General features: G+C 38.0%; 21 protein-coding genes. 5 read left to right on the top strand and 16 right to left on the bottom strand.

Features of this window, described 5'->3' with window-relative positions; genetic code table 11:
* Positions 1-161: 161 nt before the first annotated feature.
* The 9 genes from AC1UFB_RS18855 to AC1UFB_RS18895 form a co-directional block, all read right to left on the bottom strand.
* Positions 162-1967: an IucA/IucC family protein gene (locus AC1UFB_RS18855; protein ID WP_025908302.1), complete on the bottom strand. Its 1806-nt coding sequence runs from the start codon at positions 1965-1967 to the stop codon at positions 162-164.
* Positions 1964-2533, bottom strand: coding sequence for an MFS transporter (locus tag AC1UFB_RS18860; protein WP_100347024.1), 570 nt, complete (start codon positions 2531-2533; stop codon positions 1964-1966). The genes AC1UFB_RS18855 and AC1UFB_RS18860 overlap by 4 nt, the downstream gene beginning before the upstream one ends.
* Before the next feature lie 6 nt (positions 2534-2539).
* On the bottom strand, positions 2540-3823 hold the full coding sequence (locus AC1UFB_RS18865) for a lysine N(6)-hydroxylase/L-ornithine N(5)-oxygenase family protein (protein ID WP_328101789.1): 1284 nt from the start codon (positions 3821-3823) through the stop codon (positions 2540-2542).
* Entirely contained in the window at positions 3802-4398 is a 597-nt protein-coding gene (locus AC1UFB_RS18870) for a GNAT family N-acetyltransferase (RefSeq protein WP_100348166.1), read from the bottom strand. The genes AC1UFB_RS18865 and AC1UFB_RS18870 overlap by 22 nt, the downstream gene beginning before the upstream one ends.
* Positions 4398-6140, bottom strand: a complete 1743-nt coding sequence (locus tag AC1UFB_RS18875; protein ID WP_482589731.1) for an IucA/IucC family protein — start codon at positions 6138-6140, stop codon at positions 4398-4400. The genes AC1UFB_RS18870 and AC1UFB_RS18875 overlap by 1 nt, the downstream gene beginning before the upstream one ends.
* The gene (locus tag AC1UFB_RS18880; protein ID WP_100347022.1) at positions 6118-7641 is read right to left on the bottom strand and encodes a pyridoxal phosphate-dependent decarboxylase family protein; all 1524 of its coding nucleotides are present in this window, start codon (positions 7639-7641) and stop codon (positions 6118-6120) included. Before AC1UFB_RS18880 ends, AC1UFB_RS18875 begins: the two co-directional genes overlap by 23 nt.
* Position 7642: 1 nt before the next feature.
* On the bottom strand, positions 7643-9007 hold the full coding sequence (locus tag AC1UFB_RS18885; RefSeq protein ID WP_100347021.1) for an aspartate aminotransferase family protein: 1365 nt from the start codon (positions 9005-9007) through the stop codon (positions 7643-7645).
* A gap of 198 nt (positions 9008-9205) precedes the next feature.
* A complete protein-coding gene (locus AC1UFB_RS18890) occupies positions 9206-9895 on the bottom strand; it encodes a copper homeostasis protein CutC (RefSeq protein WP_225002241.1) in 690 nt (229 codons plus the stop codon).
* A gap of 347 nt (positions 9896-10242) precedes the next feature.
* Positions 10243-10803, bottom strand: coding sequence for a pentapeptide repeat-containing protein (locus AC1UFB_RS18895; protein WP_482589744.1), 561 nt, complete (start codon positions 10801-10803; stop codon positions 10243-10245).
* Positions 10804-10977: 174 nt separating this feature from the next.
* On the opposite strand from AC1UFB_RS18895, the gene AC1UFB_RS18900 reads away from it, so the two are divergent.
* Positions 10978-11178 (top strand): deoxyribodipyrimidine photo-lyase, encoded by a 201-nt coding sequence (locus AC1UFB_RS18900; RefSeq protein ID WP_163070735.1) that lies wholly within the window; start codon positions 10978-10980, stop codon positions 11176-11178.
* A gap of 121 nt (positions 11179-11299) precedes the next feature.
* Entirely contained in the window at positions 11300-12865 is a 1566-nt protein-coding gene (locus tag AC1UFB_RS18905; RefSeq protein ID WP_482589732.1) for a PAS domain S-box protein, read from the top strand.
* Here AC1UFB_RS18905 and AC1UFB_RS18910 read toward each other — a convergent pair.
* Together AC1UFB_RS18910 and AC1UFB_RS18915 are read right to left on the bottom strand one after the other, a co-directional pair.
* Positions 12845-13330, bottom strand: a complete 486-nt coding sequence (locus AC1UFB_RS18910) for a metal-dependent hydrolase (protein WP_025908291.1) — start codon at positions 13328-13330, stop codon at positions 12845-12847. The two genes, AC1UFB_RS18905 and AC1UFB_RS18910, sit on opposite strands and share 21 nt — an antisense overlap.
* A 114-nt stretch (positions 13331-13444) precedes the next feature.
* Positions 13445-13612, bottom strand: a complete 168-nt coding sequence (locus tag AC1UFB_RS18915; RefSeq protein WP_175384187.1) for a hypothetical protein — start codon at positions 13610-13612, stop codon at positions 13445-13447.
* Between the two features lie 133 nt (positions 13613-13745).
* Here AC1UFB_RS18915 and AC1UFB_RS18920 point away from each other — a divergent pair, with 133 nt between their 5' ends.
* A complete protein-coding gene (locus tag AC1UFB_RS18920) occupies positions 13746-13976 on the top strand; it encodes a hypothetical protein (protein ID WP_061786313.1) in 231 nt (76 codons plus the stop codon).
* 110 nt (positions 13977-14086) lie between these two features.
* Positions 14087-15541 carry a carbon starvation CstA family protein gene (locus AC1UFB_RS18925; protein ID WP_100347017.1) on the top strand — a complete coding sequence of 485 codons (1455 nt, stop codon included), beginning with the start codon at positions 14087-14089 and terminating at the stop codon, positions 15539-15541.
* A gap of 52 nt (positions 15542-15593) precedes the next feature.
* On the opposite strand, the gene AC1UFB_RS18930 is transcribed toward AC1UFB_RS18925, so the two are convergent.
* The 4 genes from AC1UFB_RS18930 to gabT all read right to left on the bottom strand — a co-directional run bounded on the left by AC1UFB_RS18930 (position 15594) and on the right by gabT (position 21306).
* The gene (locus AC1UFB_RS18930; protein ID WP_100347016.1) at positions 15594-17018 is read right to left on the bottom strand and encodes an NAD-dependent succinate-semialdehyde dehydrogenase; all 1425 of its coding nucleotides are present in this window, start codon (positions 17016-17018) and stop codon (positions 15594-15596) included.
* 14 nt (positions 17019-17032) lie between these two features.
* Positions 17033-18457 (bottom strand): APC family permease, encoded by a 1425-nt coding sequence (locus AC1UFB_RS18935; RefSeq protein WP_482589733.1) that lies wholly within the window; start codon positions 18455-18457, stop codon positions 17033-17035.
* The gene (locus tag AC1UFB_RS18940; RefSeq protein ID WP_100347015.1) at positions 18441-19823 is read right to left on the bottom strand and encodes a sigma-54 interaction domain-containing protein; all 1383 of its coding nucleotides are present in this window, start codon (positions 19821-19823) and stop codon (positions 18441-18443) included. Before AC1UFB_RS18940 ends, AC1UFB_RS18935 begins: the two co-directional genes overlap by 17 nt.
* A 127-nt stretch (positions 19824-19950) precedes the next feature.
* On the bottom strand, positions 19951-21306 hold the full coding sequence (gene gabT, locus AC1UFB_RS18945) for a 4-aminobutyrate--2-oxoglutarate transaminase (RefSeq protein WP_035320142.1): 1356 nt from the start codon (positions 21304-21306) through the stop codon (positions 19951-19953).
* A gap of 259 nt (positions 21307-21565) precedes the next feature.
* On the opposite strand from gabT, the gene AC1UFB_RS18950 reads away from it, so the two are divergent.
* Positions 21566-21994 carry a DUF2621 domain-containing protein gene (locus AC1UFB_RS18950; protein ID WP_100347014.1) on the top strand — a complete coding sequence of 143 codons (429 nt, stop codon included), beginning with the start codon at positions 21566-21568 and terminating at the stop codon, positions 21992-21994.
* Positions 21995-22024: 30 nt separating this feature from the next.
* Here AC1UFB_RS18950 and AC1UFB_RS18955 read toward each other — a convergent pair whose 3' ends face one another.
* Positions 22025-22528, bottom strand: a complete 504-nt coding sequence (locus tag AC1UFB_RS18955) for a CcdC family protein (protein WP_061786311.1) — start codon at positions 22526-22528, stop codon at positions 22025-22027.
* Between the last annotated feature and the right edge of the window lie 47 nt (positions 22529-22575).

Consider the following 22575-nt stretch of genomic DNA (forward strand, 5'->3'; position numbering starts at 1 on the left):
TTCCTCGGGGAGGAGTTACGTGTCCTACGCTTCATTCCACTAGGTTTTTTCAACTTGTTTTTGGAATGAACAAAAAGATACCCAAACTATCAAAAGTCGTTAACTTCTAATAATTCGGATATCTCGTTAGCTAAAACACTTATGTTTCTGCCTCTTTATATTTAGACTTGTTTTATAACTGCAACTTCATGAAGCGCATTCCTTACTTCCCCATGTTCACTCGCATGTGGTCGATCTTCACCGTCATTGTACCCGTAATCAAACATACGATTTCGGTTTAATGCGAGCTTAGTCACAGATGGACGAAGCAAATCAAACAGTTCAAAGCGCTCTTGAAGCTTTGGAAATTGCTTTTGATATTCAAGTATTTCACTTCTAACACTATTCCAGAATTGATATTCACTTATTCCTTCTTTATTTTCAAGCACTTTCGCTAAATAACGAAAGTGACAAATAAATAAACCTGTTAGGATAAATTGTGTTAAGCCATCTGGTTTCTCGCTCCGCAATACAGCTTTTAATTCGGGCGTTAAACTTTGTAATTCTTTAAATGATTGATCACTAATATTTACGTCATCAACAAAATCTTTCATAATAATGCGGACTGGCTTACCTTCTTTTAAGACAAGAACTGTATTTTGACCATGAGGTGAGAACACCGTTCCATATTGATATAAGTAATGTAATAACGGCGGAAGAGTTGCGCTCATTAATGCTTCTACCCACTGTGAAGCAGATAAGGCAGACTGTTCTATATAAGACGATACCAATGCTTTACCCTTAGAGTCCACATGCAAGAGTGCTGCTAGCGTAATAGCTTGCTCTCCTTCTTCTAACTCTTGATAAATACTTTCTCTCCACACGACGCCAAGCATTTCTAAATATTGATAAGGAGCATCTTTCATTGCTGCAAATGTCGGATGGTCTACATTTAAAGTGGCTACTTCTCCTAACAAGCCCACTTTACATATGTCTCGCAAGAATGAATCATTGTCGCGAATGTCTTTTATATGCTTTGTTACCTGAGGTGCAATAACCGTCCGTTCACTCGGAAGACCTCGATATACAAGCGTATTTAAAATGCTCATTGGTAGCTTTACATGATATTTATTGCGATTTGTTGTATTAACAAATGTGCGAATTGACTGCTGCGGAAGATAATAATCATCTCCTTCCCCCATTGGGACAATGAGATTTTCCGCTAAATAGTGTGCATATAGAGGGATAATCATGTTCTTCCACTGCCATTCATGAACAGGTAGATAATAATAGTCTGCTGGTTGTAAACCTTTTTCCTGCAATTGATTTTCAAATACTTCTACTGTTTTTTCACCTAGCTCTTGTTCCATTACTTGTTGGAACTGAAGTGATGTGAGTGAATGGAAAGAGCTCACAGTTTTCGACACAGCAATCCATGATAACTGAATTTTTTGCTTTTGTTCCGGAGCAAATTTCATATAGTCATTATAGTTAAAACCAATTCTTCCTTTGTTATATGTAATCCAAGGGTGTCCCGTCATTTCACCTTCAAGCTCTGCGTAGTCAAGATTTGCTAGTTCATCAGCACTGAGACGTTCTTGTAAATGAAGATCAGCCACAAGGGTATGCATATACTCTTTAGCTAAATGTCCAGCTGTTGAAAACGACATTTCATCAAGGTCAGACAGACTAATTAATAGCTGTAGTGCTCTTGAAGAGTTAATCAGCATATTATTTTCTTCTATATAAATTGTTTCTACTAACACTTCATAACTATCAAACAAGCGCTTTTTCGCTTCAAACCGATAGACAATTCCACGAGGGTCTTTCCATTCATACAACGAGCTTTCCTCGTTTACCTTCACCTCGTGTGGAGTAATAATATTTTCATACATAAACTCCTCTAACATTTTAGCAAGCAATTGATTATTTGCTTTATTCCAGCGCTCTTTTGTAAATACCGTTAAATTCGTATCTGTTATTTTCATCCTTTATTCTCCTCCGGTTTATAGAATTTTAACCTCTGCTGAGCCATGATAAATGATAGAACTGCTGCCAGTAATACCATTCCACCACCAATAAGAGGTATATGTAGCTTGCCATTTTGAACAAGTATTAGCGCAAGTAGCGGCGCTAAAAGCAAGCCAACATTTTGTGCCGTTAGCATCCAACTATAATAAGAAACCGTCTCCGCATTGCTTTGCTTAAACAGATAAAGATCGATAATTAGGTAACTTTGAAATACAAGTAGTAGAAGTGAAAAAGCTAGAAACATGGAAAAGCTGCTGCTTTCACTCAACATCCATTTACAAATGGATATACTAACAAGAGCATAGACGCTTACTTTTTCAATCTTCCACTTTTTTAAAAGCAACCCCCAAATTGGTGTCATAATAATGACGACTATTCGACAACAAATAATAAATAAGGATGTTGCCTGTAAGCCATTAACTTGAAAGAAATCTGTGAAAAATTGGGGGTGAAAAGGTGACAGAAGAACTTCTGACACCACCGTCATAAATAAGCACGTAAATATAATCCACGAGCGAATCATTTTACTTTACACACCAAACTGTTGAAATACATTCTTACTATAAACTTTATAAATTTCTTTTCCTGCAATTTGATTAATAATAATCGCATTCCGGTAAGGACCAAGCCCTAAATCTGGAGCTCCCACGCCGTGTGTATGAAGTTCTCCATTTTGAATAAACAAATTGGCTTCAACGGGTTGAGTCCTGACTTTGAACTGCTCATCAATTTGCAACTGCCCACTTTCATCAACTAGTAGATGAGATTGTAAACTTTCTAAGCATGATGGAAAGCTGCTAGCATATCCTGTAGCCATAATAACAACATCACTTTTCAACTCTTTCACTTCATCTTGCTCATATTGATAAAGGGTGAGTTTATAGCCAGTTTCTTCTCGACTAACACTTTGAACCTCCGTTAGTGCTTGCATATGAATAGGAGAAGCTTTTCCACCAACGGTTCGTTCATACAAATGTTCATAAATGTCAGCAATCGTATCAAAGCTAATTCCTTTATATAAGAGAGCTTGATTTTTTAACACATCTCTTTTTTTATCCTGATTTAAGTGATAGAAATAACGCGTGTATTCTGGTGAAAAATGCTCTAACCCGAGCTTTGAATACTCCATTGGATAAAACCCTTTAGACCTTGTATACCAATGGAGTTCATAGTTGTTTTCCTCTTGATGTTGCAACAAGTCATACACAACTTCAGCGGCACTTTGCCCAGAACCAACGACCGTAATATGACGAGCTTTAACTGTTTCATCACGATTTTGCTTATAGCAAGCCGAATGATAGAATCGATTATTTTGCAAATCTTTAAAATCAGCTGGAACGGTTGGATTTGTACCTACCCCTACTACTACATTTTTCGTGTAGTAAGCAGTTGATTCACCATCTTCCTCAACTATTACTTTATATAGCTGCTCTTCTTCTATTTCAATTTTCTGAACCTTACTGTTGAATTGTAGCCCTTTTAACTGACTAGCCACCCATTGACAATAGTGATTATATTCAGTTCGTGGAATATGAAATTTTTCAAAGAAATAAAACTGATACAATCGCGCATGCTCGTGTAAATAACGTAAAAAGCTATACGGGCTGGACGGATTAACCATTGTCACTAAGTCCGCCATAAACGGAACTTGTAGCGTAGTTCCTTCTAAAAGCATACCCGGATGCCAGTTAAACTGAGACTTTTGATCAAAGCATTTATATGAGTATTCTGTTTCTTCTAATAAAGCTGCTAGGCCAAGGTTAAATGGCCCAATGCCCACTCCAATAACCTCTAAAATTCTCCTTGAATCCATGCGTTCCACCTACTTTCAAACACTTCTTGTTGACAATAAAGAAGCATTGCTGTTTTATCAGGAAGATCTACCGTCTTTAACTGTTGAAATCCACACTTTTCAAAAACATAAATCATCTTTTCATTTCGAATATCCGGTTCAGCCATAATACGCTTGGTTTCTGGCACTTCAAACATTCTCTTCATGAGCGTTAGCATTAATGGATAAATAAACCCCTTGCCAAGATAATTTGGCTCGCCAATCAATAGATGAATGCCTTGATCTCCTTTCTCATAGTCATAATAATGACGAATTAGATCTTGGGAGACGATATACGACTCCCAGTAGCTCATCGCTTGCCCATCTATTTCACCAATTAATAATTGCTGATGTTTGTTCGCTAAAAAACGTTTTAAATGAGAGGCATACTCGGCTCTTGGCTTGTCCAAATTCCAAAACGGAATGACGTGGTCTTGATGCATCCAGCTATGCAAGCGGTCAAAATCTTGTTCATACGTTACATAGCGAAACGTAATTTCTTTTTTTGTGTTGGTATCCCATACTGTAATAGGGTAGTCACTTTGAGCCAGTACCATCATTTATATACACCTTCTAGAACCGCAAGCGGATTCGTAACGTCTACGTAAACAGATTGTGTTTCTAGACTTCCAACTAGTTCATCCATATCATGAACGCGCGTTAATAAATTGGCTTTGCAAGGCAAACTCTCTTGAGAAAGCATACTCTTGACTAGATTTGTATGATCATTCTTTGCATATTCTGAAATGACCGTACGCATCTGTTCAATCAACTTGCTTTCTTCAATTAGTCCACTTGTACCAAAAGCATTAATTAAACCAAATAAATGATTAAAGATAACATAATAACGGAATCTTTCTTCAGCAACCGCATCATCACAAACTGTATCGCTCATCTGATTCAAGTCTTTGACAAGCTTTTTGAGGCTTTCTTGTTTAGAGCGCATAAAATAATATCCTTGGTTATCACGATAATAAAACGCTTGTGGATAGCCTTCTTTTGTCAATTTGATAATCGAGTTTTGTTGATGAGCTTCAAGCGCAATTCCTTTTTCTGTATACAGCCACATCATTGGCTTTAATGAAATGTCTAAATACTGCTTAAACCAATCTTGACTAACAGCTTCCAGTGATCGATTTTCAGCTTTGGCTAAACGATGAACAATCTCTTGAAGCTGTGTATGATGACGATACACATGATCTTGACATAAACTCGCTAAAAGAGTCGTTGAATCACCTTGTGAGCCTTTAAAAGGGTTTTCTCGAATTACAACCTCAAAGCCAATCTCTTCTTCACCAAGCGTTACGTATGCAAAATCTTTAATAATGTGAAAAGCAGGATGATAAATTTGTAGCTCTTCTTCTAAACCAGCACGTAAAAGTTCCGTTACCTCTACACCTCGGTACAGCTCTTTTCGTTTGTTGACTCGAAGTGAATTTGTAATTTTTACTGGTATCGAAAACTTATACATGACGTCTGCGCTTGAGTTATATACAGTTCGTACAGAAGAAGTAGGATAAAACGCTTGCCCTTGAGGACCTAGATATGAAAGTCTCCCGCTTTGAATCCAATCACAAACTTCTGATTTCCCAAGTAAATATCTTGCTTGAAGTGGATGCATTGGAATCAATACATTCTCATCGTCTTGGCAATAGTTAGTTTTGAATTCATCTGATACTTCTTCATCTTCTACCAACTGCTTTTTAATAACTAACCTTGCTTGTTCCAGCGCAGACCCCTCTTTGACCAATGAAGCTTCTGCGTAAAAATAGTGTAGTTGAAACTTCCCCTTTAGCTCTGGAGCAAATATTGTTTCTTCTTCAGGCAAAATGCCTTGTCTGCTTTTTGGGGTTGGATGAAGCTGATGTCCAATTAAAAGTGCTTGTTCTGATTGTAAAAAGCTTTTATCAGCCCCGTAACACTCTTGAAGTTCCGCTTGTCTCACTTCGATAAATTGCTTCATATTTTCGTAGCTTAATAGCACGCGAACAATCAATTCGTTTATTTGAAGCAAGTCTTCCGTTACTTCTTTCATTAGCAGCGCTAATAGCGTTAACAAATCTAGCTCCTGGCGCTGATGACCTTCTACTTGGTATGCCATTTGCTCGTTTAATAAATGACGCCCTATTAGAGAACGATAATAAGCTGGGAAATAGAGCGTGACGGGCTGCTTTTCCAGGGTTAAAATAAGTTCTTCACCTTCCCCTACTTTTATCCATTTCCCCTTTCCTGTTTCTCTGACATAGCAGTTCACTACATTTTGCATTGTAATAAAATTAGCTGATTGTTGCGCATTCACTCAATGCTTCCTCCTTCTGCTCCAACTCGTTTCCAAGCTGAATCACTTCTTTTATAAGTTGTTTTAGGTTCTCTAACTCAATCATTGGATTCAACATTGTTACTTTTAAACATGCTTCTTGGTTTACTTTTGTTTTCGCTATAATATACGTTCCTTTTTCATATAACTGCTGCTGGATCATTGTATTAATCTTATTTTCAATATACTTTTGATTTTCCGCACTTTTCGCTATCCTTTTACACTGATACTTAAATACAACAGCGTTCATCATCGGTTCGTTCATAACTTTAACCATTGAATTTTCTTGTAAGTATCCAGCTAGCTGTCTCGCATTTTGAATAGTTTGGTCAATCAATTTACCAAAGGCTGATGTGCCCATCATTTGAAACGTTAGCCAAACTTTGAGAGCATCAAACCGTTTAGTTGTTTGAATACTACGGTTAACAAGGTGAAGATGCTCATCTTCTTCTGGATTTAAGTAATCTGCATAAAGCTGAATATGCTGAAAAGCTGTTTCAGCTTTCACAAAGAAAGCACCACAGCTAATGGGCTGATAAAACCATTTATGAAAATCAATCGTAATAGAGTCTGCAAGCTTTAACTCTTGAACTAGGTGTCTATTAGCTTTTGAAAACAACAGGCCGCCTCCATACGCAGCATCGGCATGAACCCACATATCATAAGTTGCTGCCAGCTGATGAATATCATGAAGAGAATCAATACTTCCAAAATCAGTGGTTCCAATTGTGGCTACAATAGCCATCGGAAGCTCTCCACTTTCTTTCGAAAGCTCTACCTTTGCACATAAATCATCCATGCACATCTCGTAGCGTTCATTTGTTTTAACTGGAATAACTGCATTCATCCCTAAACCAAGCTGCGCAGCGGATTGCTGAACCGTAAAGTGCGCTTTTTCAGAACAAAAGATTCGCAGTTTATTTGCTTCAGGGGGTAGACCTTCTTCTTGTACATTTGCTTTAAGCTTTCGCTTACAATAATCATTGCGAGCTAGTAGCATCCCCATATAATTTGACTGCGTGCCACCGCTTGTAAATACGCCACTTGCAGTTTCTTCATAGCCGATTTGTTTAACGCACTCTTTAATAACTGCGTCTTCTATATAAGTCGCAATTGGACTTTGGTCCCAAGAGTCCATCGATTGGTTGAGAGCTGTGATAAAGACTTCTGCGACCAAAGCAGGTATAGCTGGTGGACAATGCAAATGCGCCATTGCTCCAGTATGAGAAATATGCAGAGAATGCCTTAAAACAAGCTGTTCTATTGACTTTTTCAGTTCTGCGAACGCACGTCCATTTTCTTTGAATGTCATTTCATCATTAAAGTGTTCAAAGCGATCTTCTAGCTCCCAATGATGATAAGGCTTTTCAATTGTTTCATAATAGTTCGAAATCATCTCTATAGACTGATTCATTAACTGCTTATACGTTCTTACGCTTTGATTGTCCTTAGATAGAAACCATTGTTGATAATCTTGTTCCATCTTACCTTGTCACCCACTTAGCTTCTGCTGCTTTTACCGCTTCTTTAAAGCGCTCTAGCACATCATCAGCCTGAGCTTGACTTAAAATTAAAGGTGGTAATAAGCGAATGACTGCTCCATGTCTGCCTCCAACTTCTAGGATAACCCCTCGCTTAAAGCACTCTTGCTGAATCACCTTCGCTAGCTCTCCATTTCCGGGATGGGTTCCAATCTTATTTGCCGGCTTAGACCAATCGATGATTTCCACTCCAATCATTAACCCTCGACCACGAACATCTCCAATAGAAAAGCTATCGGACTGGATGGCTTTTAACTGCATTTGCATGTATATTCCAAGATCATGCGCATGTGCATCTAAAGCATGCTCTTTCACAAAGCTAAGCGTTGCTTTTCCCGTTGCCATTGCGAGCTGATTACCACGAAAAGTTCCAATATGAGCACCTGGTTCCCACTGATCCAACGCTTTATCGTATACAACAACAGATAGTGGTAAGCTACCCCCGATTGCTTTTGACAGCACAAGAACATCGGGCTCAATATCAGCATGCTGAAAAGCAAACATTTTACCCGTTCGACCAATTCCAGTTTGCACTTCATCAATAATTAACGGAATTTGACGCTCTTTTGTGATACGACGAAGCTCTTTCAACCACGCGATAGGAGCAGGTACTGAACCTCCTTCACCTTGAACAACTTCAACTACAATTCCTGCTGGTTTAACAATACCGCTTTCTGGATCGTCTAATAAGTTTTCAATGTATGTGCTAATTGCTTCATGACCACCTTCACCGATTCCAAAAGGACAACGATATTCGTAAGGATAAGGTAAGAAATGTGTATCTGGAACTAAAGCATGAATGCGCTCTTTAGGGCTTGTTGTTCCGCTAATACTTAATGTGCCGTGAGTAGAACCATGGTAGCCGCCTTGGAACGATAAAATTGTGCGGTTCCCCGTAGCCGTCTTTACAAGCTTTAACGCTGCTTCAATGGCGTCTCCACCCGTAGGTCCACAAAACTGCACTTTTGCTTTTTGGGCAAAATTAGCTGGTAAACTTGCAAACAACTCATCTACGAACGCTTCTTTAACCGGCGTAGTTAAATCTAATGTATGTAAAGGAATACGATCAGCTAGTACCTGTTGAATCGCTTCATGGACTACTTCATGATTATGACCAAGCGCTAAAGTGCCCGCTCCTGCTAAACAATCAATATACTCTTTGCCGTTCATATCTGTGATGATGGCTCCCTCCGCTTTTTGAATAGCAATTGGAATTCTTCTTGGATAAGATCTTGCATTCGATTCTCGAAGTTCTTGCTGTGAAAGTAACGCTTCGTTTGTAGATTGATTTGTTATTGAAATAGACATGAATAATCCTCCTATTTATTTAAATGATAATGATTTTCATTACTAATTACATGTATAAGGATAAATGATAATGATTTTCAATGTCAACTAATTTTCTAAAAATATGCATTTTTTCCTAAACTCATCTGTGTTAACTGGCAGTTTTTAATGCTGATTCTACTAAAAAAAGTGCTACTTTACTTCGTAGCACTTTTTCTCTTATTGCATTTTATTCATAATTTCTTTTGCTTTTTGCACACTTTTCTCATTTATTGGCTGTGTATATTGGCAATTAACTCGTATACCTGCTCCAATGCATACTTCTGTTAGATTGGTAACCGATAGAAAAGCCTGTAAATTTTCTGGTTTTAACCCCTTGGCTCCGACAAATATAAGATTTTCGTTTCTCATTTGACGCAACATTTTTTTGATTTGTGGAATTCCGTTTAACGCACTTTTATCAGCTCCAGACGTCATAACCCGCTTTATTTCTGGATAATTCAATAATTTTCGAAGCCCTTCTTCTTGATTATGTAAGTCATCAAAAGCTAAGTTAAACGTCACATCCATTCCTTTAGAAGCACTTAGTAAAGCTTTTAACGCCTCTTCATCAATGGTTTTCTCTGACGTTAAACAGCCCAAGATTACTCCTTCCACTCCCAGTTTCCTTGCTTCTTCGATATCATGAACCATCGTTTGAATATCGTCTTCATTGTATTGATACGACTGATTATGAGGTCGAATCATTACGTATACAGGAAGGGTAATCGCTTTTTTTATTTGTTTAATTAACCCATAGCTTGGGGTAATGCCACCTTCATTAATACTCGTGCAAATACTAATTCGATCTGCCCCATTCTCTTGAGCTAGCTTTGCATCATGCAATGTCGTCGCAATCACATCTATCATTACAATAAACATCCTTTCTTCTTCATTAATCTAGAGCATAGTAAACTCTCTTCAATATCGTACCATGCTTGAAAAGATGTCTTTTTCCTTACGAACAAAAAACGTCAGGTATAACCGTTGAAAACTTGGTTATTTCTCATGACGTTTTTATTATAAAAATGCAACAATTATACTCTATAACTTTAGAATCCTAGCTTTTTAACCATTTTTATTAGAAGTATCCGGGACTTCGCTTATTCGCATTATGCATTGGATGCATAGGCATCATGGACTTAGAAGGCATCTGTACGTTTTCACCTTGTACAAGTGGTGCATTCATACTTTGATTCATTGCAGGCATCAAATTGCTAGGCTTCTGACCGCATCCACAGTCTGCTCCTCCTGACATCGACATCCCCTGCATTGGTGGCATTTCTGGCATCGGCATTCCCTGCATTGGCATTCCTTGCATCGGCATTCCTTGCATTGGCATTTCTTGCATTGGCATTCCTGGCATTGGCATTTCTTGCATTGGCACTCCTTGCATTGGCACTCCTTGCATCGGCATTCCCTGCATTGGCATTCCTTGCATCGACATTCCTTGCATCGGCATTCCCTGCATTGGCATTCCTTGCATCGACATTCCTTGCATCGGCATTCCTTGCATCGGCATTCCTTGCATCGGCATTTCTTGCATTGGCATTCCTTGCATCGGCATTCCTTGCATCGGCATTCCTTGCATCGGCATTTCTTGCATTGGCATTCCTTGCATCGGCATTCCTTGCATCGGCATTCCTTGCATTGGCATTCCTTGCATCGGCATTCCTTGCATCGGCATTCCTTGCATCGGCATTCCTTGCATTGGCATTCCTTGCATTGGCATTCCTTGCATTGGAGTTGGTAAACTTCCATATACATGTTTCATTTATAGGGCTCCTTCCGTTACTATTACCGTTTTAACATATTCACCTTTCTTTCCGTTCGAATTTCGTCCTATTAAAAATGGGCAACATATTAAAAATGGGCAACATATTAAAACTTGGGCAATCGAATTATTTATGTTTATACTAGATAGCAAACTATTGAAAGAAAGGACGTTTATGATGGCTAATCCAACCATTGAATCTCTCATTAAAGAAGTAAACCCTACCGCAATTTATTGGAATACTAACTATGAACCAGATATAAAACAGCAAGAGCAACTTTTAATTCGCCTCTGTGATGAGTATGGGATTACAGCTCGTCAATTCGAAGGTTTTTTACTAAAAGAGCCTTCCTCCATAAAAAAACAAACCCAAAAATGAGACTTTGTATCTATCGAAAGAACGTCTCTTTTGGGTTTTCTTTCTACCAAGAACTGTTTAGAATGAGGTATAATATAACATAGAGCCTATATTTTACCTTACGGAAGATTGGAGTGATTCTATGCCTGTTTGTTCATCTTGCGGTTATCAAGAAGAATATAATTTTTGCAGAATGTGTGGTACACCTGTAAAATATCAATTTAACGAAAACCAAGTGTTATCTTTTCATCAGCTAAAAGATCGAATCATTACAGATAATATGCGAGATTTAATCACCGTTGTGGGCCAGCATGGGCATTTAATTTATAACTCCCCTTCTCATTTATCCGTATTAGGTTATTTACCAACAGAAGAAGGACAGTCTTTAAACTTTAGCGTAATACATCCTGATGATATAGATCAGATACGACATAAATTAAATCAAGTGTTTTCATTAAAAGTTGAAATGAGTGCAGAATATCGTTTACTAAAAGACGACGGCTCTTATATTTGGGTTGAAGGGCGAGGGATTCCATCTGTAAAAGATAATCAAGTAACCTACGTTGTTATTACCGCTCGTGATATTCAAGCTCGTAAAGAAGCGGAAGAGCATTTAAAGCAAAGTGAAATTCGCCATCGCTTAATTCTCTCTCACACGCACGATTTAATTTGCGTAGTCGGAATCGATGGTTGCTATGAATATGCTTCACCCTCTTACCAGTACACACTCGGCCTTCTTCCTTGTTCCTTAATTGGGAAGGATGTACTTCTTCATGTACATGAAGATGATCATACAAAAGTAGCAACCGGAATTGAAAACATGAAGTTAACAAAAACAGCAAGTACTTTTCATTATCGAAATCTACATGCTAATGGCACTTCTATTTTGCTTGAAGGAAAAGGCGTACCTATTGTTAATGATGGAAAAGTTGAAGGTTTTGTGTTCGTCTCTCGTGATATAACAGAACAGCGAAAGCTTGAAGAAATGATGAGAAATGCTGAAAAATTATCAGCAATTGGGGAATTAGCTGCAAGTATTGCTCATGAAATTAGAAATCCTTTAACCACGATTAAAGGTTTCTTACAACTGTTTAGTGAAGAATATCAAAGTGCTCAGGATATTGCTTATCGTCGCATGATGCAAAGTGAAATTGATCAAATTGAACAAATTGTAAATGAATTTATGAGTTTAGCCAAACAAGAAGTTCGACCTTACGAACCCATTGATTTACTTGCTTTATTGAAAGATGTGACAAAACGTTTCTCCCAAGCTTTTATACACCAAGGCATTAAAGTGGTTTATGAATACAATACCGCTCACGGTAACTTTGTCATTCATGGACAACCCCATCAATTAAAGCTGGTATTTATACATGTCATTCAAAATGCAATTGATGCGATGCCTCTTGGAGGACAAATTACGGTCTCTTTTAACAAGATAAATCAACAGCACGTTACTATTCAAATTATGGACAATGGTTGTGGCATGGATGCTGATCGAATAAAAAAAATTGGTCAACCTTTTTATACAACAAAAGAGCACGGCGTTGGATTAGGCTTAACTATTTGTAATAAGGTTATACTTGAGCATAAAGGTACACTTAGCGTAACAAGCATGCTTCAAGAAGGTACAACAATTGACGTTATGTTACCGATTACACATGTTGAAGCCAATTCTATCTTAATGTTAAAACAGCTGAGAATATAAGCTATATTTGTACAAGAAATAAATGATAAGACCTATTGCTATGTAAAAGATAAGCTGTTCTGAAGGTTTCCCTGTTTCGTATGTGAGAGGCGATTTTATTTTCTTTCGTACAATGGGCCAAAATAAAGGCACACCTCTTTTTGAAAAGAAGTCGCCTATTACATGAAAGATATAGCCACACGCTATCCCAAACAACCATTCATATGAATATAGCTGATATAAATAAAAAATAAGTCCACAAACAAGAAGTGAATGTGTAATTCCACGATGCCCAAAAATGCTTTTAATTACTTTTGCAAGCCCAAACGATCTTCGTCCAACGTATGAGTTTGGCTCATCGATATCGGGGAGCAATGATCCAATGGCTATGCCTACGACGTATGGAAAAGTAAAAGCGACATCTGTCTGAATCGCTACTCCTGCACCGGCAGCAATCGATGTTGCAATATGTGTATGGTATCTCAATTTTGCCACCTTCTTTCTTATTCAACTTATGAACGAAAACTCAAAAACAGATACATACGTTCGCTCATGGTTAACTATAAGTGAAGGTGGCAAAATTGTCAAAGAAATCTCAAACTATGACACTTGCATACCGATTAAACCTACAGCCATGACTAAGAAGCCAATCAGTGCGCGCTTTCCATTTTGCTTTGCTTGTCCACTTTTATTAATGATGGCATACACAAATGTACAAGCATACAGTGCAAAAGTTAAAAATCCTAGTATTGTGACGTACATAAACATGTTTTTTCTCCTTTATCACCAGTGTATCCTTTTAGCATAGCTTCTTCGAAATAGAAAATCTAGCCTTTAGACAAAACTCATTTTATTTTTCTCATTCAACATGGTCATACTACTTAAAAAGGAGGAATAAAAAATGCATACAGAACAATTGCAGGATGTCTTTGACTACTATGGATTACAACCTTTATATCATAAATTTGAGTACTCGTTTAAAGCAATGGGACTATTTCAATCTATCCCCCGTCATATGATTGAAGACTTTTTGGATACTTACTCTTGTGAAACATTTGATACTTTTTCCTTTGAAGAGTTTTGTTTTTTGTTTTTAGACTTTAAACATTACGTTCAAGATGATTCTTCTTAGGATCTGTCTTTTTACTAAATTTGACTAAAAGGTCCTTTTTCTTTTAATAACTTTCTAGTATACTAAGTTTAAGAAACCGTTTTCATAACACTTAGTAAAGGACTGATACGATGATTACATTTTTACTTTCGTTTGTGCTATTACTCATTGGGTATTCGACTTATGGAAAAGTAGTCGAGCGCGTATTTGGAGTGAAAGATTCTCGACCAACTCCTGCCTATGCAATGAAAGATGGCATTGACTACGTACCGATGAATAATAAGAAGAATTCTTTAATTCAACTATTAAATATTGCCGGTGTTGGTCCAATTTTCGGACCTATTATGGGAGCGCTTTATGGTCCCGTAGCGTTTGTTTGGATTGTAATTGGAGCAATCTTTGCAGGTGCTGTACATGATTATTTAACTGGTATGATTTCCATTCGAAACCGTGGTGCTCATATTCCTGAATTAGCTGGAAAATTTTTAGGAACTTTTTCAAAACACATTGTAAACGTTTTCTCGATTTTACTACTCATTTTAGTCGGAACTGTATTTATTACATCACCAGCGGCTTTAATCAATGACTTAGCCAATGGAACCATTCCGCTGACTATCATTATCTTTGCTATTTTCGTTTATTATATTCTTTCTACAATTTTACCGATTGATAAAATTATTGGACGTATTTATCCAATCTTTGGTGCATTTCTAATTATCAGCGCAGTTGGTGTAGGAGCCATGCTTGTTGTAACAGGGGCACCTATTCCAGAGTTAACGTTTACAAATATGCATCCTGATAACATTCCAATTTTCCCACTCTTATTTTTAACGATTTCTTGTGGTGCATTATCAGGCTTTCACGCCACGCAATCACCAATTATTTCACGTACATTGCAAAATGAAAAATCCGGGCGCAAAATTTTCTACGGTATGATGATTGCAGAAGCTGCAATTGCAATGATTTGGGCTGCGGCAGCTATGAGTTTGTTTGATGGTCGTGATTTAAATAGTATTATTAACAGTGGTGGCCCAGCAGCCATTGTATCTGAAGTATCAACGTTGATGCTTGGTGCAATTGGGGGTACGCTTGCTATTATCGGAGTCATTATTTTGCCTATTACATCAGGCGATACGGCTTTCCGCTCCGCTCGTATGATCATCGCTGATTATCTGAATTTTTCGCAAATTAAGTTGCTGAATCGTTTAATCATCGCTGCACCTTTATTTGTTATTGCATTTATCTTAACTAAAATTGATTTCACGTTGTTATGGCGCTACTTCTCATGGGCTAACCAGTCAACAGCAGTCATTGCCCTATGGATCGCATCGATGTATCTCATTGTAAAAGGGGCTAATCATTGGATTTCAACGATTCCAGCATTGTTTATGACGATGGCAACGACAACTTATATTATGAATGCACCAATCGGATTTAATTTACCAATAACCGTATCTTATATAATTGCATTTGCAGTAAGCATTATCTTTTTATTTTTATTCTTTAAAAAGGCAAAACAAAATATCGCAAGCGGCTTGGAAATTGACTATACACATCCAAAGTCACCCAATCAAGCAGCTGGATAACAAAAAGGTAGCTCCCATATTTTCTGGGAGCTACCTTTTTTCACTTGTTAAATTAAAGTCCTAATGAGATGTATTTTACTTCTAAGTATTCCTCAATTCCAAAGTGGCTTCCTTCTCTACCAAGTCCACTTTCTTTAAAGCCACCAAACGGAGCTTGTGGTGTTGATGGCAGGCCATCATTTAACCCCACAATTCCATATTCAAGAGCTTCTGCAATACGGATTGCTTCTGAGATATTTTCAGTAAATACGTATGCTGCTAAACCAAATGGTGAATTATTCGCACGACGAATTACTTCTGCTTCATCTCGATAAGTAGCGATTGGAGCGATTGGTCCAAACGTTTCTTCATACATACAAAGCATTTCATCTGTAGCGCCTTTGACAACAGTTGGCTCTACAAACAAACCACTTCCTTTTGTTAGAACAGATCCACCAGTGACAACATCTCCACCTTTTTCTACTGCATCATTTAACTGCTTCTGAACTTTTTCTAACGCTTTTTCGTCGATTAGCGGTCCAATATCTGTTCCTTCTTCTAAACCGTTACCAATCTTTAGCTGTGAAACTGCTTGTGCAAATTGCTTTGTAAACTCCTCTGCAACTTTTTCGTGCACATAAATACGGTTCGTACATACGCATGTTTGACCAGCATTGCGGAATTTAGATGCGATAGCATTTGTTACTGCTTTATCTAAATCTGCGCTTTCTGTTACGATAAACGGTGCATGTCCACCAAGCTCAAGTGATACTTTTTTCATTGTATCTGCTGCGCCTTTCATCAATAGCTTTCCAACAGCTGTTGAACCTGTAAATGACAGTTTACGAACACGACCATCTTCCATCCAAGCTTCACCAATTGATTTCGCATCTCCGGCAACGACGTTAATTACTCCTTTTGGAATACCTGCTTCCGTTGCTAATTCAGCTAAGCGTAATGCAGTTAAAGGAGTTTGTTCAGCTGGCTTAATGACAGCCGTACAACCTGCCGCCAAAGCAGGAGCAACTTTACGTGTGATCATTGCAGCAGGAAAGTTCCAAGGCGTAATAGCCGCCATTACACCAACTGGTTGTTTATGAACAAATAAGCGCTTGTTCGGAGCTGATGCCGGAATTGTTTCACCGTATATTCGCTTACCTTCCTCTGCATACCATGATACAAATCCGTTCGCATATCCAATTTCACCTTTTGCTTCTTTTAATGGTTTTCCTTGCTCAATTGTCATTGTTTCAGCTAATTCGTCGGTATACTCTTCAATTAGCTGATGCCATTTCATTAATAATTTTCCGCGTTCTTCTGCTGTTTTCTTGGACCATTCTAAAAATGCTTCGTATGCTGCATCTGCTGCTAATTTTGCTTCTTTAGCCCCACCTTTGGCAACTGAAGCTACCACTTCATTTGTAGCTGGATTCACAACGTCGAACGTTTCAGACGTTTTTACCCACTCACCGTTAATATATAGATTTGCTTGTTTCATGAATGATCACTCCTTTAATTAATTTTCGCATCAACCGAGCTGTCGGTATCGTTTACTTGTATTTCTTCGTCATTGCTATGATAAACCCCTTTGTTCATCTTAATAAAGAAATATGCTCCGATAAGCGTCCAGCCTAGTACCATAATCCACTCATACGGCCAAATAAGAGCAGCTGGCATTCCAGGCATATATAATGCAATGAATCCAATGCTAAAGATGACTCCTAACCAACCGATAAAAGTTGTTTTTCCTGCTTTAAATGGACGATCCATTTGCGGTTCTTTTTTACGTAAAGCTACAAACGATAACGCAACCATTAAGTAAGCTATAACGATTCCTAATCCACCTGCATCTACAATCCATACAAGTGCAGGTCTGCCCAATAATGGAGCAAACACTGCTAATGCCCCTAAAAAAATGACCGCATTGGAAGGTGTATTATATTTAGGATGAAGGCGACCAAACCATGCTGGCAACATTCCATCTTGGGCCATCGCATAAATAACACGGCTTCCCCCGATAATAAATGCGTTCCAACTCGTCACAATTCCTGCAATACCGCCAATGATCAAAATTTTCCCGAATAATGGTGAATTAAACGCTGCCGCCATCGCATCAGCAGTTGCTAATTGCGAAATTTCTAGAGCGCCTTTATCTAATGCCATCCCTACGCCCAAAGCAATAAACATATAAAATACAATTGCAGCACTTACAGAAATAATTAAAATCTTACCAATTTCTCTTGCCGGTAAATTAGCTTCTTCTGCTACTTGAGGAATAACATCAAAACCAACGAATAAGAACGGTACCATGACTAGTACGGTCATGATGCCACCTGCTCCCCCAATAAATAATGGGTCCAAGTTCTTTGTATCTCCGTTAATCCCTGACCCAAAAATTAAAAGAATACCAATACCAACAATTGCGACTGTTAGTACAACCTGTAAAAAGGCCGCTGTTTTGAGACCAAAATAGTTGATGGCTGTTAAAATAATGGCTCCTACATTTCCAACTAATACCCACGTTAAGTAAACATCCCAGCCGTTGATTGTCCATAAATATCCTGTTTGATAATTAGGAATTAAGTAGTCTAGAACCGTAGGAAGCGCTACTGCTTCAAACGTTACTACAGATACATACCCTAAAACGATTGCCCATGAACCTACAAACGAAGCCTTTTTTCCAAGGCCTCTTTTTACAAATACATGCTCTCCGCCTACCTTTGGCATAGCTGATGCTAATTCAGCATAAGTAAGTCCTACAAAAATAACGAGTAATCCTCCAACTAAAAAAGCAATTAACGTTCCTAATGACCCAGCCGAATTTAGCCAAGTACCTGATAGTACGACCCAACCCCAGCCTAACATGGCTCCAATAGCTAAACATAATACATCGAATTTTGATAACACCTTATCCAATTGCTTAGGTTGCTTGCTCATCTCCTTCATCCATCCCCTCTAGATACTTCCTTATTTTTCGATTCGCTTGTGACTGACTAATCCCTAATTGCTCTGCAACTTTGTAAGAAGATTCGTACTTTTCATAAGCTTCGACCACCATTTTTCTCTCTATTTCTTCTACGACTTCTGGCAATGTACGATTGTGTTTATGAAATGAAAAGTCCTGTTCGAATGGTAAATCTTTTAGCGTTACTACATTGTCACTTGTAACGACAAGACGTTCAATCATATTTTCAACTTCTCGCACATTCCCCTTCCACTCCTGTCTACTAAACGCATCCAATGCTTTTGGTGAAAGCTCCACTTTGCGTTCATACACTGCATTAAAATGATTTAAAAACTGATAGACCAGCGGTAAAATATCTTCTGCCCGTTCACGTAAAGGAGGAATTGTGATGGGGACTACATTCAAACGATAATATAAGTCTCTTCGAAATAACCCTTTGTCCACCATCGCCTCCAAATCTTGATTGGTTGCAGCAATAATGCGCACATCTACTGGAATTGTTTTACTTGAACCGACAGGCCGAATGGTGCGGTCTTGAAGCACATGAAGCAATTTACTTTGTGCTTGTAACGATAGTTCACCAACTTCATCTAAAAACAAGGTTCCTCCGTTTGATAGCTCGATAATACCTTTTTTCCCTTCACGAAACGCTCCTGTAAATGTTCCACCTTGATAACCGAACAGCTCCGATTCAATTAGCTGATCTGGTAAAGCAGCACAGTTAATTTCATAATAAGGAGCACTCTTTCTAACACTTAGCTGCTGAATTAATTTTGCCACCCTACTCTTTCCAACACCCGTTTCTCCAAGTAAAAGAACGGTTGTATGAACAGAAGCAATTCGTTGAACAATAGCAAACACTTTCTTCATTGCTTTGCTATTGGTAACAATGCCCTCTAGCTCTACAGAATCAGACATCTCTTTTTGGTAACTCTCCAGCTGCTCTTCCATCTGTTCTACTTTATTTTTCAACTGCATTAAATCCGTTAAATCACGGGAATAGCTAATGACGCTTTTCAACTGCTTACTTTCATCAAAAACGGGGCGAGTCCGAACATGCAAATACCTACCTGAACTTGTTTTTTGCACAAGTTCTAGCGATGTATTGGATTCAATTACCTGAAGCGTCGCCGAGGGATAAAAAATCCCTATTTCTTGAAGCTCCTTTACGTGCTTTCCAATAAACTCTTCCGCTTTCAGATGGTAATTTTTTTCACACTGTGAATTTACCATCACGACATAACCTTGCGCATCCGTAACAAAAACTTCATCAAAGGATGACTCAAAGATATCGTAAAGTTCTTGATTCATATAAGACATATTCTCGCTGTTGCTCATTAACTAAATCACCTTTTCATCAAAAATAGTATTCATTCATTTTATCAGAAAAATTTGGTAACGAAAATGGTACTTCTATTAAGAGACAAAGGACAAGCGGGTGGCCTTTGTCTCACCATTCTTATTTTTATACATTCACGAGTTGTTGTACACTTGCAGCTAACGATTCTTCCACAATTTGCAGCCCTTCTTCAAGCTGTTCATCCGTGATGACAATCGGCATTAAGAAGCGAAGTACGTTGCCATAAACCCCTGCACTTAGCAACAATAACCCTCTTTTATTTGCTTCTTGCACAACTTTTTGCGTTAATTCTTTATTTGGCTCTTTTTTAACACGATCTTTTACTAATTCTACGGCGCACATTGATCCAAGACCGCGGATATCGCCAATTACATCATAGCTTTCGCTTAACTTTTCAAAGCGTGCGCGCACAATTTCCCCAAGAACATCACTGCGCTCGTTTAGCCCTTCTTCTTCAATAATATCTAATACAGCTAACGCTGCTTCACAGCCTAAAGGACTTCCGCTATACGTTCCACCAAGTTCCCCAGGATTAGATTCGTCCATAATTTCAGCTCGACCAATAACGCCACTAATTGGTACGCCAGCACCTAATGATTTTGATACTGTGATCAAATCCGGCTCAACATCAAAGTGCTCAATTCCAAAATAACGACCTGTTCGTGCAAAACCGGCTTGAATTTCATCTGAAACAAATAAAATTCCATTCTCTTTACATACGTTATATACTTCCTGAACGAAGCGCTTGCCAGGAACGATAAAGCCACCTTCTCCTTGAATTGGTTCCATAACTACTGCTGCTACTGTTTCAGGTGCTACTTCATTATTCAAGAAGTTTTTAAACTCTGAAATGATATAGTCCTCATAAGCTTCTTCAGTTAACCCTTCTGGTCTACGGTATGCATAAGGATAAGGAGCTTTGTATACCTCTGGAGCAAATGGTCCGAACTCAAACTTATACGGTTTTACCTTGCTTGTCATCGTCATTGTCATTAATGTACGTCCATGGAAACCACGAGTAAACGAAATGATGCCTTGACGTTTTGTATATTTACGAGCAATTTTCACAGCATTTTCCACTGCTTCAGCACCGCTGTTTAACAATAATACTTTTTTATCAAAGTTTCCTGGTGCAATAGCTGCTAATCGTTCACACAATGCTACGTATGATTCATACATCACTACATTAAAACCTGTGTGGATGAATCGATCAACTTGCTTATGAAGCGCTTCTTTTACTTTTGGATGTCCATGACCGACATTAATTGTTCCGATAGCACCAACAAAATCGATAAACGTATTGCCGTCAACATCTGTTACTAAAGCACCTTCTGCCTTTTCAGCAAATGTTGGAATACCGTAACTCACCCCTTTTGGCACAGCTTTATGTCTACGCTCTAATAGTTGTTTTGCATTTTTACCCGGAAAGTTTTTATCTACCTGACTGAATTGTCTGCTCATTATAATCTTCCTTTCACTAGTTAATTTCCTCACTCTTTTAATATGCAAGAAGCGTGCCAACTCTAAAAGTTTAATTTTTTCGATATTTCTGAACAATTTTCTTTTTCTATATAAGTCACAAATGACTCAACCAAGTCATTTGTGACTTATATAGACTTTTTATTCTTCTAAACTAGCTGTTGCCACGTTTATCCACTCCTCGCTATAATAAAGACAAAAGCTATATATTGCTAAGAGCATAATACATAGGGGGGATAAAATGCTTGAGGGATGGTTTTTGTGGTTCATTGTACTATGGGTTGTCATATTGGTTAGCTTGTTTGCAATCGGTGGCTTTTTTATGTTTCGAAAATTTTTAAAGCGGTTACCAAAAGAAGATGGAAAGTCAATTCTTGATTGGCAAGACTATTACTTAGAGCAAACGATTCACTTGTGGTCTAATGAACAAAAACAGTTATTGGAAACGCTTGTACAACCTGTTCCTGAGCTATTTCGCGACGTAGCTAGGCAAAAAATCGCCGGTAAAATCGGTGAACTTGCACTTCAAGAGCAAGCCCCAAGTATTACGGAAGATTTAATTATTCGAGGATACATTACGGCAACTCCAAAACGAGATCATAAGTTTTTGTTAAAAACATTAAAAGCTCAACGTATCGATCATTCTCCGTATCAACATTTATTTGAATAGACAAAAAAGGTGTCCCGTATGGACACCTTTTTAAATCATTTTATTCATCAAGTTGTGCTGCAGCTGTTGCTCAAGTTTTTTATACGAACGATACATCGCAATGCGCCATGGCACAATCATACCGAACGCTAAAATCCAAAACATCCCCCCAAGAGCACCTACATCGATTGTTGAGCTTAAATATAGTTTCATGACAACGCGAATGAGTAACAATGCAATAATAATAAAGATAAACGCTTTTGACTGTTTTAAATAAATATCATCATCACGCACTTCAAACTTTGATGTTTTTATTAGAAATAATGAAAAGAACAGGCCAACTATCAAAGCCTCTAAAAATTCAGCTCCAGTCACTCGAAAAACTGGAAAAATAAACATCAACGCTCCCGTACTCATAAAAAAAGGTGGTAAAATGATTTTTTTAGCATTTACCGGCTTTTCAGATGCTTTCATCCTCATAAAAATAATGAATGAACCCATTAAAACAGCAAAAATCGTGGAAGCATAAATCAAAGTAACCCCTTCTTTACTCATAGTATACTTCCTATTATAAAACAACTGCAAAAGAATGTGAAATCTTG

It is taken from the genome of Priestia sp. KCTC 13724 (assembly GCF_056820425.1).

Excerpts from the sequence above, each read along its gene's own strand:
- AC1UFB_RS18860 (WP_100347024.1), bottom strand. The coding sequence starts at position 2,533 with ATGATTCGCTCGTGGATTATATTTACGTGCTTATTTATGACGGTGGTG.
- AC1UFB_RS18920 (WP_061786313.1), top strand. The coding sequence starts at position 13,746 with ATGCATACAGAACAATTGCAGGATGTCTTTGACTACTATGGATTACAA.
- AC1UFB_RS18935 (WP_482589733.1), bottom strand. The coding sequence starts at position 18,457 with ATGAGCAAGCAACCTAAGCAATTGGATAAGGTGTTATCAAAATTCGAT.
- AC1UFB_RS18925 (WP_100347017.1), top strand. The coding sequence starts at position 14,087 with ATGATTACATTTTTACTTTCGTTTGTGCTATTACTCATTGGGTATTCG.
- AC1UFB_RS18870 (WP_100348166.1), bottom strand. The coding sequence starts at position 4,398 with ATGGTACTGGCTCAAAGTGACTACCCTATTACAGTATGGGATACCAAC.
- AC1UFB_RS18915 (WP_175384187.1), bottom strand. The coding sequence starts at position 13,612 with ATGTTTATGTACGTCACAATACTAGGATTTTTAACTTTTGCACTGTAT.
- AC1UFB_RS18900 (WP_163070735.1), top strand. The coding sequence starts at position 10,978 with ATGGCTAATCCAACCATTGAATCTCTCATTAAAGAAGTAAACCCTACC.
- AC1UFB_RS18880 (WP_100347022.1), bottom strand. The coding sequence starts at position 7,641 with ATGGAACAAGATTATCAACAATGGTTTCTATCTAAGGACAATCAAAGC.
- gabT (WP_035320142.1), bottom strand. The coding sequence starts at position 21,306 with ATGAGCAGACAATTCAGTCAGGTAGATAAAAACTTTCCGGGTAAAAAT.
- AC1UFB_RS18930 (WP_100347016.1), bottom strand. The coding sequence starts at position 17,018 with ATGAAACAAGCAAATCTATATATTAACGGTGAGTGGGTAAAAACGTCT.
- AC1UFB_RS18955 (WP_061786311.1), bottom strand. The coding sequence starts at position 22,528 with ATGAGTAAAGAAGGGGTTACTTTGATTTATGCTTCCACGATTTTTGCT.
- AC1UFB_RS18905 (WP_482589732.1), top strand. The coding sequence starts at position 11,300 with ATGCCTGTTTGTTCATCTTGCGGTTATCAAGAAGAATATAATTTTTGC.
- AC1UFB_RS18885 (WP_100347021.1), bottom strand. The coding sequence starts at position 9,007 with ATGTCTATTTCAATAACAAATCAATCTACAAACGAAGCGTTACTTTCA.
- AC1UFB_RS18865 (WP_328101789.1), bottom strand. The coding sequence starts at position 3,823 with ATGGATTCAAGGAGAATTTTAGAGGTTATTGGAGTGGGCATTGGGCCA.
- AC1UFB_RS18940 (WP_100347015.1), bottom strand. The coding sequence starts at position 19,823 with ATGAGCAACAGCGAGAATATGTCTTATATGAATCAAGAACTTTACGAT.
- AC1UFB_RS18855 (WP_025908302.1), bottom strand. The coding sequence starts at position 1,967 with ATGAAAATAACAGATACGAATTTAACGGTATTTACAAAAGAGCGCTGG.
- AC1UFB_RS18950 (WP_100347014.1), top strand. The coding sequence starts at position 21,566 with ATGCTTGAGGGATGGTTTTTGTGGTTCATTGTACTATGGGTTGTCATA.
- AC1UFB_RS18890 (WP_225002241.1), bottom strand. The coding sequence starts at position 9,895 with ATGATAGATGTGATTGCGACGACATTGCATGATGCAAAGCTAGCTCAA.